The 13,462-nt window shown below is 62.5% G+C and carries 16 protein-coding genes and 1 tRNA gene; 7 read left to right on the plus strand and 10 right to left on the minus strand.

Annotated features, from left to right (window positions below; all coding sequences use genetic code 11):
- The first annotated feature begins 2 nt into the window (after positions 1-2).
- Both JTF07_RS00900 and JTF07_RS00905 read left to right on the plus strand, forming a co-directional pair.
- Positions 3-75 (plus strand) — tRNA-Asn (locus JTF07_RS00900).
- 260 nt (positions 76-335) lie between these two features.
- A complete protein-coding gene (locus tag JTF07_RS00905; RefSeq protein WP_252199212.1) occupies positions 336-2,174 on the plus strand; it encodes a BCCT family transporter in 1,839 nt (612 codons plus the stop codon).
- A gap of 114 nt (positions 2,175-2,288) precedes the next feature.
- On the opposite strand, the gene JTF07_RS00910 is transcribed toward JTF07_RS00905, so the two are convergent.
- Positions 2,289-2,999, minus strand: coding sequence for an SDR family oxidoreductase (locus JTF07_RS00910; protein WP_204232475.1), 711 nt, complete (start codon positions 2,997-2,999; stop codon positions 2,289-2,291).
- 106 nt (positions 3,000-3,105) lie between these two features.
- Between JTF07_RS00910 and JTF07_RS20555 the strand changes: the two genes are divergently transcribed.
- On the plus strand, positions 3,106-4,005 hold the full coding sequence (locus tag JTF07_RS20555; RefSeq protein ID WP_204232476.1) for a LysR family transcriptional regulator: 900 nt from the start codon (positions 3,106-3,108) through the stop codon (positions 4,003-4,005).
- Positions 4,006-4,153: 148 nt separating this feature from the next.
- Here JTF07_RS20555 and mutM read toward each other — a convergent pair whose 3' ends face one another.
- The 7 genes from mutM to JTF07_RS00950 all read right to left on the minus strand — a co-directional run bounded on the left by mutM (position 4,154) and on the right by JTF07_RS00950 (position 9,079).
- Positions 4,154-5,077: a bifunctional DNA-formamidopyrimidine glycosylase/DNA-(apurinic or apyrimidinic site) lyase gene (mutM, locus tag JTF07_RS00920; protein ID WP_204232477.1), complete on the minus strand. Its 924-nt coding sequence runs from the start codon at positions 5,075-5,077 to the stop codon at positions 4,154-4,156.
- Between the two features lie 10 nt (positions 5,078-5,087).
- Positions 5,088-5,792 carry a ribonuclease III gene (gene rnc / locus JTF07_RS00925; protein ID WP_143922483.1) on the minus strand — a complete coding sequence of 235 codons (705 nt, stop codon included), beginning with the start codon at positions 5,790-5,792 and terminating at the stop codon, positions 5,088-5,090.
- 3 nt (positions 5,793-5,795) lie between these two features.
- Positions 5,796-5,999, minus strand: a complete 204-nt coding sequence (gene rpmF, locus JTF07_RS00930; protein WP_009885115.1) for a 50S ribosomal protein L32 — start codon at positions 5,997-5,999, stop codon at positions 5,796-5,798.
- 2 nt (positions 6,000-6,001) lie between these two features.
- The gene (locus JTF07_RS00935) at positions 6,002-6,520 is read right to left on the minus strand and encodes a YceD family protein (protein ID WP_204232478.1); all 519 of its coding nucleotides are present in this window, start codon (positions 6,518-6,520) and stop codon (positions 6,002-6,004) included.
- A gap of 121 nt (positions 6,521-6,641) precedes the next feature.
- Positions 6,642-7,829: an MFS transporter gene (locus JTF07_RS00940; RefSeq protein ID WP_204232479.1), complete on the minus strand. Its 1,188-nt coding sequence runs from the start codon at positions 7,827-7,829 to the stop codon at positions 6,642-6,644.
- Positions 7,830-7,832: 3 nt separating this feature from the next.
- Entirely contained in the window at positions 7,833-8,321 is a 489-nt protein-coding gene (gene coaD / locus JTF07_RS00945) for a pantetheine-phosphate adenylyltransferase (RefSeq protein ID WP_204232480.1), read from the minus strand.
- The gene (locus tag JTF07_RS00950; RefSeq protein ID WP_204232481.1) at positions 8,318-9,079 is read right to left on the minus strand and encodes a GntR family transcriptional regulator; all 762 of its coding nucleotides are present in this window, start codon (positions 9,077-9,079) and stop codon (positions 8,318-8,320) included. Before JTF07_RS00950 ends, coaD begins: the two co-directional genes overlap by 4 nt.
- Positions 9,080-9,194: 115 nt before the next feature.
- Between JTF07_RS00950 and JTF07_RS00955 the strand changes: the two genes are divergently transcribed.
- Genes JTF07_RS00955 through ehuA form a run of 4 tightly spaced genes read left to right on the plus strand, consistent with a single transcriptional unit; the run spans position 9,195 to position 12,353 of the window.
- Positions 9,195-10,076, plus strand: a complete 882-nt coding sequence (locus JTF07_RS00955) for a transporter substrate-binding domain-containing protein (protein WP_204232482.1) — start codon at positions 9,195-9,197, stop codon at positions 10,074-10,076.
- Positions 10,077-10,100: 24 nt separating this feature from the next.
- Positions 10,101-10,892: an ectoine/hydroxyectoine ABC transporter permease subunit EhuC gene (ehuC, locus tag JTF07_RS00960; RefSeq protein WP_204232483.1), complete on the plus strand. Its 792-nt coding sequence runs from the start codon at positions 10,101-10,103 to the stop codon at positions 10,890-10,892.
- Positions 10,889-11,548, plus strand: a complete 660-nt coding sequence (gene ehuD, locus JTF07_RS00965; protein ID WP_143922476.1) for an ectoine/hydroxyectoine ABC transporter permease subunit EhuD — start codon at positions 10,889-10,891, stop codon at positions 11,546-11,548. The genes ehuC and ehuD overlap by 4 nt, the downstream gene beginning before the upstream one ends.
- On the plus strand, positions 11,535-12,353 hold the full coding sequence (ehuA, locus tag JTF07_RS00970; RefSeq protein WP_213018573.1) for an ectoine/hydroxyectoine ABC transporter ATP-binding protein EhuA: 819 nt from the start codon (positions 11,535-11,537) through the stop codon (positions 12,351-12,353). The genes ehuD and ehuA overlap by 14 nt, the downstream gene beginning before the upstream one ends.
- A gap of 1 nt (position 12,354) precedes the next feature.
- On the opposite strand, the gene JTF07_RS00975 is transcribed toward ehuA, so the two are convergent.
- Both JTF07_RS00975 and JTF07_RS00980 read right to left on the minus strand, forming a co-directional pair.
- Positions 12,355-12,636 (minus strand): hypothetical protein, encoded by a 282-nt coding sequence (locus JTF07_RS00975; protein WP_204232484.1) that lies wholly within the window; start codon positions 12,634-12,636, stop codon positions 12,355-12,357.
- The gene (locus JTF07_RS00980) at positions 12,633-13,448 is read right to left on the minus strand and encodes an RsmD family RNA methyltransferase (protein ID WP_204232485.1); all 816 of its coding nucleotides are present in this window, start codon (positions 13,446-13,448) and stop codon (positions 12,633-12,635) included. Before JTF07_RS00980 ends, JTF07_RS00975 begins: the two co-directional genes overlap by 4 nt.
- Positions 13,449-13,462 lie beyond the last annotated feature (14 nt).

The following is a 13,462-nucleotide window of genomic DNA, read 5'->3' on the forward strand; positions in this document are numbered from 1 at the left end:
TTTCCTCCGTAGCTCAGTTGGCAGAGCATTCGACTGTTAATCGAAGGGTCGCTGGTTCGAGCCCAGCCGGGGGAGCTGATCAAGGCCTCGTCGTTCGCGACGGGGCCTTGACCATGCCCGGGGAGATTCTTCGCAGCGGCGAAGTCTTGACCCGCCTCGCATCTCATCTGAGAAGATCATTGGTGTGAACCGACAGGAAACTGACAAATCGGGCTAATTTGGAGTGAGCGCCCCACGTCGCCCGATGACAATCAATGCCGTCCAGGAACAGGAAGGAGCGCCGATCACGATCGCCTGCAGGACACCTGCGGCGCCACTGACCGGCAAGCATCCCTATGAGCACTGAAACTACGAAGACTCAGGAGCTGATCAAGCACCTGAAGAATCCGACGACCAAGCTGAGGCCGTTCAAGCGCGAAGGCCTCGACAAGGTCGTCTTCTTCGTCGCCGGCATCCTCGCCGTCGCGTTCGTCGTGTGGGGCTTCATCTCCCCAGACAGTCTTGGATCGGTCGCCGGCACCCTGCTGACCGGAGTCATGGACAACTTCGGGTGGTTGTTCGTCATCGCCGCGACGATCTTCACGATCTTCGTCATCATCGTCGCCATGTCCAAGTTCGGGCGGATTCCGCTCGGCAAGGACGATGAGAAGCCCGAGTTCAAGACCGCCTCGTGGATCTCCATGATGTTTGCCACCGGCATGGGAATCGGCCTGGTCTTCTCCGCCGTCGGCGAGCCCCTGTTCTTCTACATGTCTCCCCCACCTGCGACCGTCGACGGCTCGAGTCCCGAGGCGATGGGCACCTCGATGGGCACCACGCTCTTCCACTGGACCCTCTACCCCTGGGCGATGTACGCCATCGTCGGTCTTGGCGTGGCATATGGTTCGTTCCGCCTCGGACGGTCCCAGCTCTTCTCTTCGATGTTCACCTCCATCTTCGGCGAACGTGCGGTCAACGGGTTCGGCGGCAAGGTCATCAACATCCTCGCGATCCTCGCAACCCTCTTCGGCTCGGCCTGCTCGCTGGGTCTCGGCGCAATCCAGATCGGCGGCGGCATCGAATCGGCCGGCATCATGTCCGATGTCACTTCGCCAGTGCTCGTCATCATCATCGCGATCCTCACCGCTGCCTTCGTCGCTTCGGCCGTGTCCGGTGTCGAGAAGGGCATCCAGTGGCTGTCGAACATCAACATGGTCCTGGCGATCATCGTCGCACTCATCGTGTTCATCGGCGGGCCGACCCTGTTCATCCTCAACGTCATTCCGTCCTCACTCGGTTCATTCATCCAGGACCTGCCGCAGATGGCGTCGCGAACCGCAGCCAATGGTCCGGACGTCAACACCTGGCTGTCCTCGTGGACCGTCTTCTACTGGGCCTGGTGGGTCTCATGGTCACCCTTCGTCGGCCTCTTCATCGCCCGCATCTCCCGCGGCCGTACCGTGCGTCAGTTCGTGCTCGGCGTTCTCATCGTCCCTTCGGTCGTTTCGACCATCTGGTTCGCCATCTTCGGCGGCGGTGCCATCGGCATCCAGGAACGTGCAGAGCGCGGCGAAGGCACGGTCAAGGCCCTCGCGAACATCGTCGACGGAGAACCGGACATCAACATGGACACGATCCTGTTCGATCTCCTCGGTGCGCTGCCTCTGCCCAACGTCATCGCCATCGTCCTGATGATCGTCACCGTCATCCTCATCGCGATCTTCTTCGTCACTGGTGCCGACTCCGCGTCCATTGTCATGGGCACACTGAGTGCCAACGGCGTGCAGGAGCCCGGCAAGGGCCTCGTCATCTTCTGGGGTACGGCCACCGGAGCTGTGGCTGCGGTGATGCTCCTGGCAGGAGGTTCCGATCCCGCCGAGGCGCTCGAAGGGCTGAAGAACGTCACGATCGTCTCTGCGCTGCCCTTCGTCATCGTCATGCTGGTGCTCTGTGTGGCGTTGTGGAAGGACCTGTCGAAGGATCCGCTCATCATCCAGGGGCAGCTGGCCAGCCATGTCCTCGAGCAGTCGGTCGCGACGGCGGTCGACGAGTACGACGGCGAGGTCTTCGGACTCGAGACGTCCGAACTGCCTGCAGACGTCATCGCAGCAGACAATGAAGACGCCGAGTCAGGTTCGTCAGAGTCGTCTGATCTCAACGATGCCGATCACGAGCACGGTGACACGGTCAGGTAACTCCTTGTCGCGGCGCTGACCGCGCGTAATCGGTGATCGCCAGGGGCGGCCGGTGAGACTCGATGAGAGTCTCACCGGCCGCCTTTCGCCTGGATCAGCAGCTGCTGGGACGGATCACCACGGCACGACCCCGTCGTCATCGAAGAAGCCGCCACGAGGTCCGTCGTCAGGGAGAGTCGCGAGCCTGATCGCGACAGCGGCCCCCTGCTCTGCAGTGCGATCCGAGGCATGGCCTGTGAAGTCGGTCGCGACGTAGCCAGGGCAGTAGGCGTTGACGATGACATCGGTGTCGGCGAGTCTGCGGCTGTATTGGGCGGTGATGCTGTTGAGCATGCTCTTCGACGGCGCATAGGCGGCGAGCTGGGGGCCGGTCTGCAATGCCAACGACCCCATATTGCGCGAGGCGTTGACGATCCGTGGCGACGGTGACAGGCGCAGGAGCGGGAGCATGGCGTTGGTCACCCGCACCACGCCGAATACGTTGGTGTCCAGGACAGATCGCAGGACGTCCAGATCGAGGGTGGTCGGGTCCTGCTCACCATTGAGATAGCTTCCGCCGATGCCGGCGTTGTTGACAAGGACATCGAGGCGGCCAACCGTCTTCTCGATGGCTTCGGCCGCCTGCGCCGCGCTGTGATCTGAGGTGACGTCGAGAGCGACGCCGAATGCGTCCACGCCCGACGCGCGCAGACGGTTGACAGCATCTGCACGGCGAGTATCGTCCCGTGCGCCTACCGCGACGGCGAACCCGAGCTTGCCGAGACCCTCTGCCACCGCAAATCCGATGCCTTTGTTCGCACCCGTCACCAACGCTGTCTTCTTCATCGCATCACTCTTCATGAAACCTATCGTCGCCTCCAGCGATCGGAGTCGTCCAAGATCGATTCGGTGGTCTGTGATACCTGACAGATATGACGAGTAGGGTTGATCCATGCTTGACCTCGAGACGCGCGAGTTGCGCTACTTCGTCACCATCGCAGAGGAACTGCACTTCCGACGCGCTGCCGAACGTCTGGGCATGGCGCAACCACCGTTGTCGCGGGCCATCGCTCGCTTAGAGCGCCGCCTCGGCGTCCAACTCTTGGAGAGGAACCGCCGCGGGGTCAAACTCACCGACGCAGGATCGGTGCTGCTCGGAGAGGCTCGGAAGGCACTCGACGCGATCTCTGCCGCGGCAGAACTGACAAGGCGTGCTGGAACGTCACGTCAGTCACTCATACTCGCCACTCAAGCTGGTGCATCGCATGAATTGCTGCAGCGGCTGCTCGAAGCAGTCACGAACGAACACGGCCCCGAGTGTATGGAGGTGCAGCTGTGCGAGGTCGGCGAGCAGGCCGAGATGCTTCGTTCAGGGGCCGCAGACGTGGCTATCATGCACAGACCTGTCGATGACCTCATCGGGTTCGACACCGTGGACCTCTGCACAGAAGACCAGGTCGTGATCCTCCCCGCCATCCATCCTCTCGCACGCCGCAACGAGGTCACCTTCGCCGAATTGCAGAAGGAACACTCGGTGCCGTTGGCCAGATGGCCCCGCCTGGACGGCACCTATCCCGATGGGCCCGGGCCGGAGGTGCACACACAGTCTCAGATCGCCCAGCTCGTCGCCCTGGGGAAGGCTCTGCTCATCATCCCCGCATCCAGTCGTGCATGGCAATGGCCCGAGCATGCGGCCGTGGCAGTCACAGACGCACCACGCATCACAACGCTTCTGGCGTGGCCGGCTGGCAGCCGCTCAGCCGCGATCGCCGGACTCGTCCAGGTCGCTTCCGGTTTGGGAGACACAGAGGGCCACGGCGATTGGGCACCGCGATTGCCGAAAGGCGGATAGCGCCGACTGAATCTGCTGGGGCACTCGGGTGACGAGCCGTCGTGGAACGTCGCGAACTCCACCGAGGCAAGCACGTGTTTCACCTCGAGAAGGCACCGGTCGGTGACGCAGCACTCGAGGGACAGATCTGCCGTGCGTGGCGGCGGCCTCAGCGGTACCGCGGCGGCTTCTGGCAGTTCGGGCAGAAGTGGCTGCCTCGTCCGCCGATCGTCATCTTCTCGATCTCGGTGCCGCAGCGCACGCACTCCTGGCCGCCGCGCCCGTAGACGAGCAGGGCACGGTCGAAATAGCCGGACTCCCCGTTGACGTTGACGTAGAGTGCGTCGAAGCTGGTCCCACCCACGGCCAGCGCATCACTCATCACCGTCGCCGCAGAGTCGAGGACGGCGGCCAGGCGGGACTTGCGAGTGCGAGCGGGGATCGCCAGCGGGTGGATACAGGCCCTGAAGAGCGCTTCATCGGCATAGATGTTGCCGATGCCGCTGACCAGGGACTGGTCGAGCAGCGCTGATTTGACCACCGTGCGCTTATGAGAAAGCTGCTCGAGAGCGAGGCCGGGTTCGAAGGCCGGTTCCAGCGGATCGGCGGCAATGTGATTCGCCGAGGCGGGCACGAGCCGACCGTAGGCGTGCACCAGGGGCTGTACGCCGAGATGGCCGAAGATCCGTTGGTCGATGAAACGCAGCTGAAAGCTCTCACTCCCCCGCTCGAGGCGGAGGATCGCCCGGGTATGCTTGTGGACCTCGTCAGCGCCGTCGTGCACGCGCAGCTGTCCGCTCATGCCGAGGTGAACGAGCAGGCTGAGTTCAGGGGCAGCTGGCTCGGCAGCCGGGCCGGCTCCAAGGTCCTCCCCCAGGGTCAGCCACATGAACTTGCCACGACGTTCGGCGCCGATGATTCGCCGCCCGGTCACCGCTGCGACGAACTCGTCGGCTGCGGAAGCATTGATGCGACGCTGGGACGTGGTGCCGAGAATTCGGGGGTCGATCACCTCGGCGCCGGTGATGGTGGTTCCGGCGGTCCATTCGTGGACGCCGAGGCGCACGCTCTCTACCTCGGGAAGCTCGGGCATCAGGAATGCCTCAGCGCGTGTAGTCCGGATAGATGGTGCGGATGGCTTTGACGGCGACTTCCGCGGCTGCCGCCTCGGCGTTCTTCTTCGAAGAGCCGTCGCCGGTGCCCCAGCCGTTGTCACCCAGCAGGGCGGTGGCGGTGAAGACCATGGCGTGATCGGGTCCCGAGGAGACGATCTCGTAGCTCACGGCGCCCAGATCAAGATCGGCCGCTGCTTCCTGCAGAGTCGTCTTGTAGTCCATTCCGGCACCCAGATTCACCGCATCGGAGAGCATCGAATCAATGAGGCGGTGGACGAAGGCGAAGGCCTCTTCACGTCCGCGGGCAACGAAGGTCGCGCCGATGAGGGCCTCGACGGTGTCGGCAAGGATCGAGTCCTTGTCGCGACCGCCTGTCAGCTCTTCGCCCTTGCCCAGAAGAATGTGGGGGCCGATCTTGTGTCTGCGCGCGATCGACGCCAAGGCTTTGGTGTTGACGACGGCGGAGCGCATCTTGGCCAGTGAACCTTCGGCCAGATCCGGGTTGTCGTAGTACAGCGATTCGGTCGCCACGAGGCCCAGGACGGAGTCGCCGAGGAATTCGAGTCGCTCGTTCGTGGGTATGCCGCCGGCCTCGAAGGCGAAGGAGCGGTGAGTCAGGGCCAGACGAAAAGTCTCGGGATCAATATCGATCCCGAGACTCTTCTGCAGTTCTGCTGTGGTGTCAGTGTCCACAGGTCAGACGTCAGCGACCTTGCGTCCCTTGTATTCAAGGAACAGCGGGGTGCCGGCTGCGTCTTCGACAACTTTGGCCTGGTGAGGGCGCGAGTACACAACGCGACCGTTCTCCACAGTCTTGACCAGGCTGGGAGCCTGTGCCTTCCACTGCGAACGACGGTGGCGGGTGTTGCTGCGCGACAATTTACGCTTTGGAACAGCCACGTCTAGCTCTCTTTCTTCTCATCCAACAAATTCTTCAATGATGCGAACGGCGAATCCGATTCGCTGTCATCGACCTCAAGGTCCTCACCGAGGGTGAAGCTGAACTCATCACTCCTGTCCTTTGACGGACTGAAGGGCAGAGCCATGACGACAGCGTCTCTGATCGCGGGCTCGAGGTCGAGCTGATCGCGGTCGATGAGGTAGGAATCCTCGTCGCCATCGGCCTGCTCATAGACGTACATCTCTTGGATGTCGACATCTATAGGCAACTCGATTTCGTCGAGAGTCCTCACATCTTCGCCGCGGGCCGTGGCCGAGACTGTACCCGACACGTAGATTCCCTCCGACACGCTTTCGAACATCAGCTCGAGTGTCAGTGGTGAACCTTCTGCGACCCCGATCACTTCGATCTTGAGATCCGCTGGAGCAGACAGGGTGGTGTTCACCCGTTCCCATTCACCAGGATGACCAAGCAATCCCATCGACCTGAGATCGTAGACGAACTCAGACTGCTTCTTCATGCTCACTCCTCCTTTACGTGATTGAGGATGCTTACTCCTGCGTTCACACGCGACTCACCATTCTAGTCATCATCGGCGGTCATTACCAATCGAGCCTGCGAGGCTGCGCAGGTGTTCCTGGTCACCATTTCTCGTGCTGGTTGCGCCAGGTCACCCCACCGGCAGCCAAGAGCAGTGCCCCGGAGATCGTGAACACGATTCCGGATCCGGCGACGACGGTGAGCAGGGAGGCCGCCGAGGGGATCGCCACCTGACTGAGACGGTTGCCGGCAAGTCGGATCGACAGCACCGCTGCCCGGTTAGCCGGGTCCGACAGGGTCGAGACCCAGGTCATCGTCAGCGGCTGGGTGAGTCCGAAGCAGAATCCGGCCAGGATCAGCAGGATCGCCAGCATCCACGGCTGAGTGAACACCGGGATGAGAATGATGCAGACACCCGCCGCCACCGAGGCGGTCCACAGCAGCGAGAGGCTGCGCCACCTGCGTGTGAGCATGCCGATGATCAGCCGCGAGACCACCGAGGCCAGGGTGCGCAAGGTGAGCAGCCACGTCACTGTCGTCACCGACAGTCCGTTCTGCTGGCCGATGAGCGGCAGGTAGGCAGTCATCAGGTCGACGGCGGCCAGGGTGGTCATCGAGGCGAGGATCGCGGGTTTCATCCCTCGTATCGAGAGCAGGGACCAGGGCGTACGGGCACCTTTGGCCGCCTCGGCTCGGGAGACGTGGGGTGTCCGGCCGCGGAGCATGACGATGACCGCAGCAACCAGCGTCAGCGCGGAGATCCCCGTCATGAACCACAGGGCATTGACGATCTGCGGGGCACCGTCCGTCGCGCCGGCGATGGCACCTGCCACGGGCAGACCGATCGTCTGCCCGATGGAGACGCCGAGGGTGAGGTAGCCGAACTTCGAGGTCAGCGCCGAGGCAGGGAAGCTCTGTGGTATCAGTGCCTGCGAGGCAACGGTGGTCAGCAGCTGCCCCAGGCCCAGGCACATCGTGGCGATGAGGAGGACGCCGAGGTTGGGCGCCATCGCTGCGAGTCCGACGGGCACGATCGACAGGATCGTTCCCGTCCACAGCACAGCGGTGGCGTATCCGCGGTCGACGAGTCGGCCGACGAGGAGCGCCGTGAGCAGCGGCACGAGGGAATAGCAGGCGGTCATGAGACCGAGGACGACTCCGCTGCCGCCGAGTTCAAGGGTCCGGTAGGAGATGAGGACGCGCACGCCGTTGTAGGTGGCATGAGCGACCACGGTGTGGAAGATGAGGCCGAGGAACCACGCCCGAGAGGAGGAAGAGGGAAGCGGCATGCGTCAGCGGCTGGCGTTCAGCGCCGACAGCACTGCGCGTGGAACGAGACCTTCGATGTTCCCGCCGCCGGAGTGAACTTCCTTGATGAGCGAGGACGAGACGTGTTCATACTCGGGGCTGCCGGGGACGAAGATGGTCTCCAGCTCGCTCAGATGCTTATTCATCAGCGCCATCGGCAGTTCGTAGGCGAAATCCGTGCCCGAGCGCAGCCCCTTGACCACTGCAGGCGCTCCGATGGAGGCGCAGTAGTCGACGAGCAGGCCCCCGGCGACGGTCTCGATGGTGACGTTCCTCGCCTCTCGGGTCCGCTCATCGTCCTCCAGCGAGCGGCGGATGAGATCGGTGCGGACCTCGGGATCGAAACGTCCGGACTTCTTGGGATTGTGCACGACGGCAACGACCACCTCGTCGAAGAGACGGGCGCTGCGGGCAATGACATCGAGATGACCCATGGTGATCGGGTCATAGGAACCGGGGCAGACAACCTTCATGCCCTCATCGTATCTCTCAGCTGTGACCACTGGTCGTCGACGAGCTTGTCCTGATCGTCGGCCCTGACGATGACAGCCTCGGGTTCCGTCAGCGGGTTGTGCAGTCGGGCAGCGGCTCCGGCCATGACCCTTCCCACGACCGCCAGGGCTCGTGGTTCGTTCCCGGCTGCGATCGACTCGTTCAGTTCTCTGTGTGTCTCGATGAGGTCGCACCTGACCTCATATCCACGCGGGTCGGAAAGTGAGAGCAGTCGAGTGTGGACCATAGAGACCTTCATCAGATCACTGAGCCTGACCGACCCGGAGCAGGCGACGATCGAGTGATGGAAGTCGAGGTCGGCGTCGCCGATGGCGCGGGCGGTGTTCTCCTCGATCGCGAGCTCGAGTGTGGCCAGTGCCTGGTGGATGCGGGCAATCGGCTTGCCCGAGCGGATGACGATCTTCACCGCCTGTGCTTCGATGGCTTCTCGGACCGCATAGACGTCATCGATGTCGTCGGACGTCATCCGCTTGACCCAGACACCGCGGCCTGGCGCGTGAGTCATCACCCCTTCGCTGACGAGTCGCTGCAGAGCCTCCCGCAACGAGGGACGGGAGACGACGAGGAGCTCGGCTGTGCGCACCTCGTTGATGGATTGCCCCGGTGCCAGGGAGCCGCTGTAGATGGCGTTGCGAATCTGGTCGGCGATGAGGTCGATCGTCGAGGATCTGATGACCTTGCGCAGGACAGGGAGCTCCGAAGTCGCGGGTGAAGGCATATCACGATCATATAACGTTGTCTGACAGTGTGACATCCGGACAACGAAAGTATTGAATAGTGTTCTTGAGACGCATGTCACGAAGATGTGTCGACGTTCAATGAAAGGGACAGCTATGAAAGCCATCAAGGGGCTTGCCGCCGCGACCTCGATCATCGCCCTGACGCTCACACTGGGGGCATGCGGTGGAAGCGATTCCGATAAGAGCGCTCTCCAGAAGGCCATCGATGACGGGAAGATCTCCGTCGGCTTCGCTGGTGAGGCACCATACAGCTTCGAGAAGGACGGCGAACTCCAAGGAGCTTCCGTGGCAATGGCGAAGGCTGTCTTCAAGGAACTCGGCGTCGACGACGTCGAGGGTGTCAACACCGAATTCGGCTCACTGATCCCTGGTCTCAACGCCGATCGCTTCGGCGCGATCTCCGCCGGAATGTCGATCCTGCCCGACCGGTGCGAACAGGCTGCCTTCGGCAATCCTGAGTTCATGTACACCACCGCCCTGATGACCAAGGAGGGCAAGCAGGATGGAATGAAGAACCTCGACGATGTCAAGGAGAAGGGTGTCAAGCTCGCGACGATGACCGGAGCAGTCGAGTCCGACTACGCCAAGTCCCTTGGCCTCAAGACACAGGAAGTCGGCACTCCCCAGGACGGTATGGACGCTGTGACCACGGGCCGTGCCGATGTCTTCGCCCTGACCGGCATCTCGCTCAACTGGATGGCGCAGAACAACAAGGACGCCGGGGTCGAAGTCAGCGAATCCTTCGTCCAGGAGATCGATGGAGTTCCCCAGATCGGTGCCGGCGCCACGGTCTTCCGCACAGATGACACCGAACTTCGGGACAAGTGGAATGAGAAGCTCGACGAGATCGTCGGCGACGAGAAGAAGTACCTCGATATCGTCGGCGACTTCGGCTTCACGAAGGAAGAGCGCCCTGACGGCGAGATCACGACCGACCAGCTGTGCAAGGGCGAATTGCCCACAGCCAAGTCCTGATCCGGTCCTTGGTCATTCCCGATCATGACTGACAATGTCACAACGTTGCTGAATTCCCTCCCACAGCTGTGGGAGGGAATTCAGACAACGCTCATCCTCACCATCGCCGGATCGATCGGCACCATCATCATTGCGATCATCCTCGGACTCGCGATGACCTCTCCTCACGGCTGGATGCGCATCCCTGCCAGGATCATCGTCGAGTTCTTCCGCGGCACATCTCTGCTCGTGCAGATCTTCTGGCTCTTCTACGTCTTTCCGCTCCTGGGAGTCGAACTCGATCCCCTGATGTGCGGTATCGGTGCCCTATCACTCAACTACGGTGCCTACTCTGCCGAGGTTGTCCGATCGTCGATCAAAACGGTCAATCCCGGCCAGTGGGAGGCGGCCATCGCGCTCAGCCTCTCGCCGGCACGGCGCATGATCCGCGTCATCTTCCCCCAGGCGTGGGCCCTGATGATCCCCTCCCTGGCGACCCTGCTCATCCAACTCCTCAAGGGCACGGCAGTGGTCTTCTTCATCACGCTCAGTGACCTCACGGACAAGATCCAACAACTCCGGCAGTCAACAGGCGACACCGTCTTCGCGTTCACCGTCGGCCTCGTCATCTACTTCGTCATCGCCTGGCTGATTCAGGAGCTCATGAACCTTCTCGAACGCCAAGCCACCAAACGGCTGGGACGCAGACGCCCGAACTCCCGGTCCGATCGACGTGAAGCCCGTCGAGATGCTCGTGCGGAATCGAAGCGCGAAGCCGGTGCCACGACGGTTCCCGGCCCGAGTTCCGGGAACGTCGGATACGGAGGTGCCCTGTGACCTGGAACTGGGAATTCGCGGTCGAGGCGCTGCCGATCCTCCTCCAAGGGTTCGTCAACACACTCATCGCCACCGTCGTCGGCACCGTCATCGCCGCAATTTTGGGCCTCCTCATCGCCGTTGCGATCCGCACGCTGCCCCGTTGGATCAACTGGCTGGTCAGACTGCTCGTCGCCTTCGTCCGCAATACACCGCTGATCGTGCAGCTGATGTTCGTCTACTTCGCGTTCTCGGACATCCCGGGCCTGGTCAGCATTCCGGCGCTTGCCGTCGGCTGCATCGTCATCGGCATCCACTATTCGACGTACATGTCCGAAAGCTACCGTGCGGGCATCGACTCCGTGCCGCCTGGGCAGCACGAGGCCGCAACGGCTCTGTCTCTGCCGCCGGTGCGCACATTCACCGCTGTCGTGCTCCCGCAGGCTCTGCGCGCTACGATCCCCTCATTGGGCAACTACGCCGTGGCCATGTTCAAGGACACCCCGTTCCTGTTCGCGATCTCGGTCGTCGAACTCGTCACCTCGGCGAAGCAGTTCGGTGGTTCCACGTTCGCCTACACGGAGGCCTTCACCTTGGCCGGGATCATCTTCCTCGCCGCCAGCTACCCGACGTCCCTGCTCATCCAACGATTGGACAAGCGCCTTGCCACCTACTGAGAGCACCTCATCAACTCCGACGGCAGACCCGACGAGCTCGGCCACACCGGCGATCGAGTTCAAAGAAGTGGAGAAGTCCTTCGGCAAGACCACCGTCCTCAAGGACCTCAACTTCACTGTCGCGCCCGGGGAGCGTGTGACGCTGATCGGGCCCAGCGGTTCGGGGAAGACGACGATCCTCCGTCTGGTCATGACCTTGGAGGAGCTGACCGGCGGCTACATCTTCGTCGACGGCGAGCCGCTGACGCATACAGAGAAGAACGGCAAGCGAGTCGAACTGCCGTCGAAGACGACCCGCGCCATGACGACGCGGATCGGAATGGTCTTCCAGCAGTTCAACCTCTTCCCCAATATGACGGTGCTCGAGAACATCATCGAGGCGCCCATCCATGTGCTGGGCAGGTCCAAGGCCGATGCCGTAGCAGAGGCGAAGTCGCTGCTGGACAAGGTCGGACTCGCAGACAAGGCCGATGAGCATCCCACTCGCCTTTCGGGCGGTCAGCAGCAGCGTGTGGCTATCGCACGGGCACTGGCGATGAGTCCGGAGATCCTCCTCCTCGACGAGGTGACATCCGCACTCGACCCCGAGCTCGTGGGAGATGTCCTCGGAGTCCTCCGCGATATCGCAGAGACGACAGACATCACGATGCTCCTGGTCACCCACGAGATGCAGTTCGCCCGAGAGGTCTCACACCGGGTGATGATGTTCGACGGCGGCCAGGTCCTCGAAGAGGGTCCGCCTGATCAGATCTTCAACAATCCGCAGCATGAGCGCACGCGTACTTTCCTCTCCAGCGTGCAGTAACTCAGCTGCGGAAGCGGCGCACGAGCCACCAGATCCTCACGACGACGGCACAGGCGATGAGCACCATCGCCACCCAGAACAGGATGTCCGAAGGCCCGGCCCAGAACACATCGGAGCGCCTCACTGGGTCCGCTGCATTCGTGCCCGCGTCGGACCTGCCTGCACCTGCATCAGTGTCCGACTGACTCGTCAGCCACCTGAGTGCCAACCAGAGGAGCAGCAGACCCACCCCGCAGGCTGCGAACACCCAGGGCGTACGGTACCAGGGACGGTGAGAGCTCATGCCGACTCGTCTGCTGCCGTTGCACCTACTCCGCTGGCGACATCGGCCGCCTCTTCCGATTCGGCCGTGAGCTGGACGAAGTACAGTGCGGTCTCACCGAAGGTCTTCGAACGGAAGACCTCAAGGGCGGCCGGCATCGTCGGTTCGGGCGCTCGTGATGCCCGCTCGACCACAACGATGGATTCCATGTCGAGGAGCCCAACGAGTCGACGCAGGATCTGGGTTACGGCGTCCTCCCCCAGCGGGTAGGGCGGATCCATGAACACAAGGTCGAAGATGCGGCCCTCATCGCGATCGCTGCGGGCCTCCAACACCTGACCGTCCTGAACCTCGTCAAGGCCGCTGACAAGCTGTGCTCCCCCTGCGTGCTCCGCTCCTCCTGCGTGACCTTCGGAGTCTGATCCTCCTGCGTGTCCTTCGGAGTCTGCTCCTCCTGCGTGTCCTTCGGGTCGTCTGTGCACCGACGCGTGCAGTCCCAGAACACGCTGGGAGCTGAGGAAGGAGACAACATCCGAGGAATGGATCCGAGTCGAGTGAGCGATTCCGAGCTTCTGGGCATTCGATTGGACTGCTCGAGCCGAAGCGATGGCCGAATCGACGAAATCGACTTCCGCCGCACCCCTGGACATTGCTTCGAACCCCAGTCCGCCGGAGCCGGCGAAGAGGTCGAGGACATTCGCGGCTTGAAGGACCCCGTAGCCGTCGAGCATGGAGAACAGGGATTCCTTGACCCGGTCTGAGGTCGGGCGGGTATTGGACCCACCCGGTGCGACGAGCTTGGATCCTTTGAACGCACCGGCGATGATTCTCATTGCGCTTCCTCCTC

The sequence above is a fragment of the Brevibacterium sp. RIT 803 genome (genome assembly GCF_016892625.1).
Classification (GTDB): Bacteria; Actinomycetota; Actinomycetes; order Actinomycetales; family Brevibacteriaceae; genus Brevibacterium.

What these genes read in the sequence shown, in the direction of transcription:
- JTF07_RS00905 (WP_252199212.1), top strand. Translation starts at nt 336, where the DNA reads ATGAGCACTGAAACTACGAAGACTCAGGAGCTGATCAAGCACCTGAAG.
- JTF07_RS00910 (WP_204232475.1), bottom strand. Translation starts at nt 2,999, where the DNA reads ATGAAGAAGACAGCGTTGGTGACGGGTGCGAACAAAGGCATCGGATTT.
- JTF07_RS20555 (WP_204232476.1), top strand. Translation starts at nt 3,106, where the DNA reads ATGCTTGACCTCGAGACGCGCGAGTTGCGCTACTTCGTCACCATCGCA.
- mutM (WP_204232477.1), bottom strand. Translation starts at nt 5,077, where the DNA reads ATGCCCGAGCTTCCCGAGGTAGAGAGCGTGCGCCTCGGCGTCCACGAA.
- JTF07_RS00935 (WP_204232478.1), bottom strand. Translation starts at nt 6,520, where the DNA reads ATGAAGAAGCAGTCTGAGTTCGTCTACGATCTCAGGTCGATGGGATTG.
- JTF07_RS00940 (WP_204232479.1), bottom strand. Translation starts at nt 7,829, where the DNA reads ATGCCGCTTCCCTCTTCCTCCTCTCGGGCGTGGTTCCTCGGCCTCATC.
- coaD (WP_204232480.1), bottom strand. Translation starts at nt 8,321, where the DNA reads ATGAAGGTTGTCTGCCCCGGTTCCTATGACCCGATCACCATGGGTCAT.
- JTF07_RS00950 (WP_204232481.1), bottom strand. Translation starts at nt 9,079, where the DNA reads ATGCCTTCACCCGCGACTTCGGAGCTCCCTGTCCTGCGCAAGGTCATC.
- JTF07_RS00955 (WP_204232482.1), top strand. Translation starts at nt 9,195, where the DNA reads ATGAAAGCCATCAAGGGGCTTGCCGCCGCGACCTCGATCATCGCCCTG.
- ehuC (WP_204232483.1), top strand. Translation starts at nt 10,101, where the DNA reads ATGACTGACAATGTCACAACGTTGCTGAATTCCCTCCCACAGCTGTGG.
- JTF07_RS00975 (WP_204232484.1), bottom strand. Translation starts at nt 12,636, where the DNA reads ATGAGCTCTCACCGTCCCTGGTACCGTACGCCCTGGGTGTTCGCAGCC.
- JTF07_RS00980 (WP_204232485.1), bottom strand. Translation starts at nt 13,448, where the DNA reads ATGAGAATCATCGCCGGTGCGTTCAAAGGATCCAAGCTCGTCGCACCG.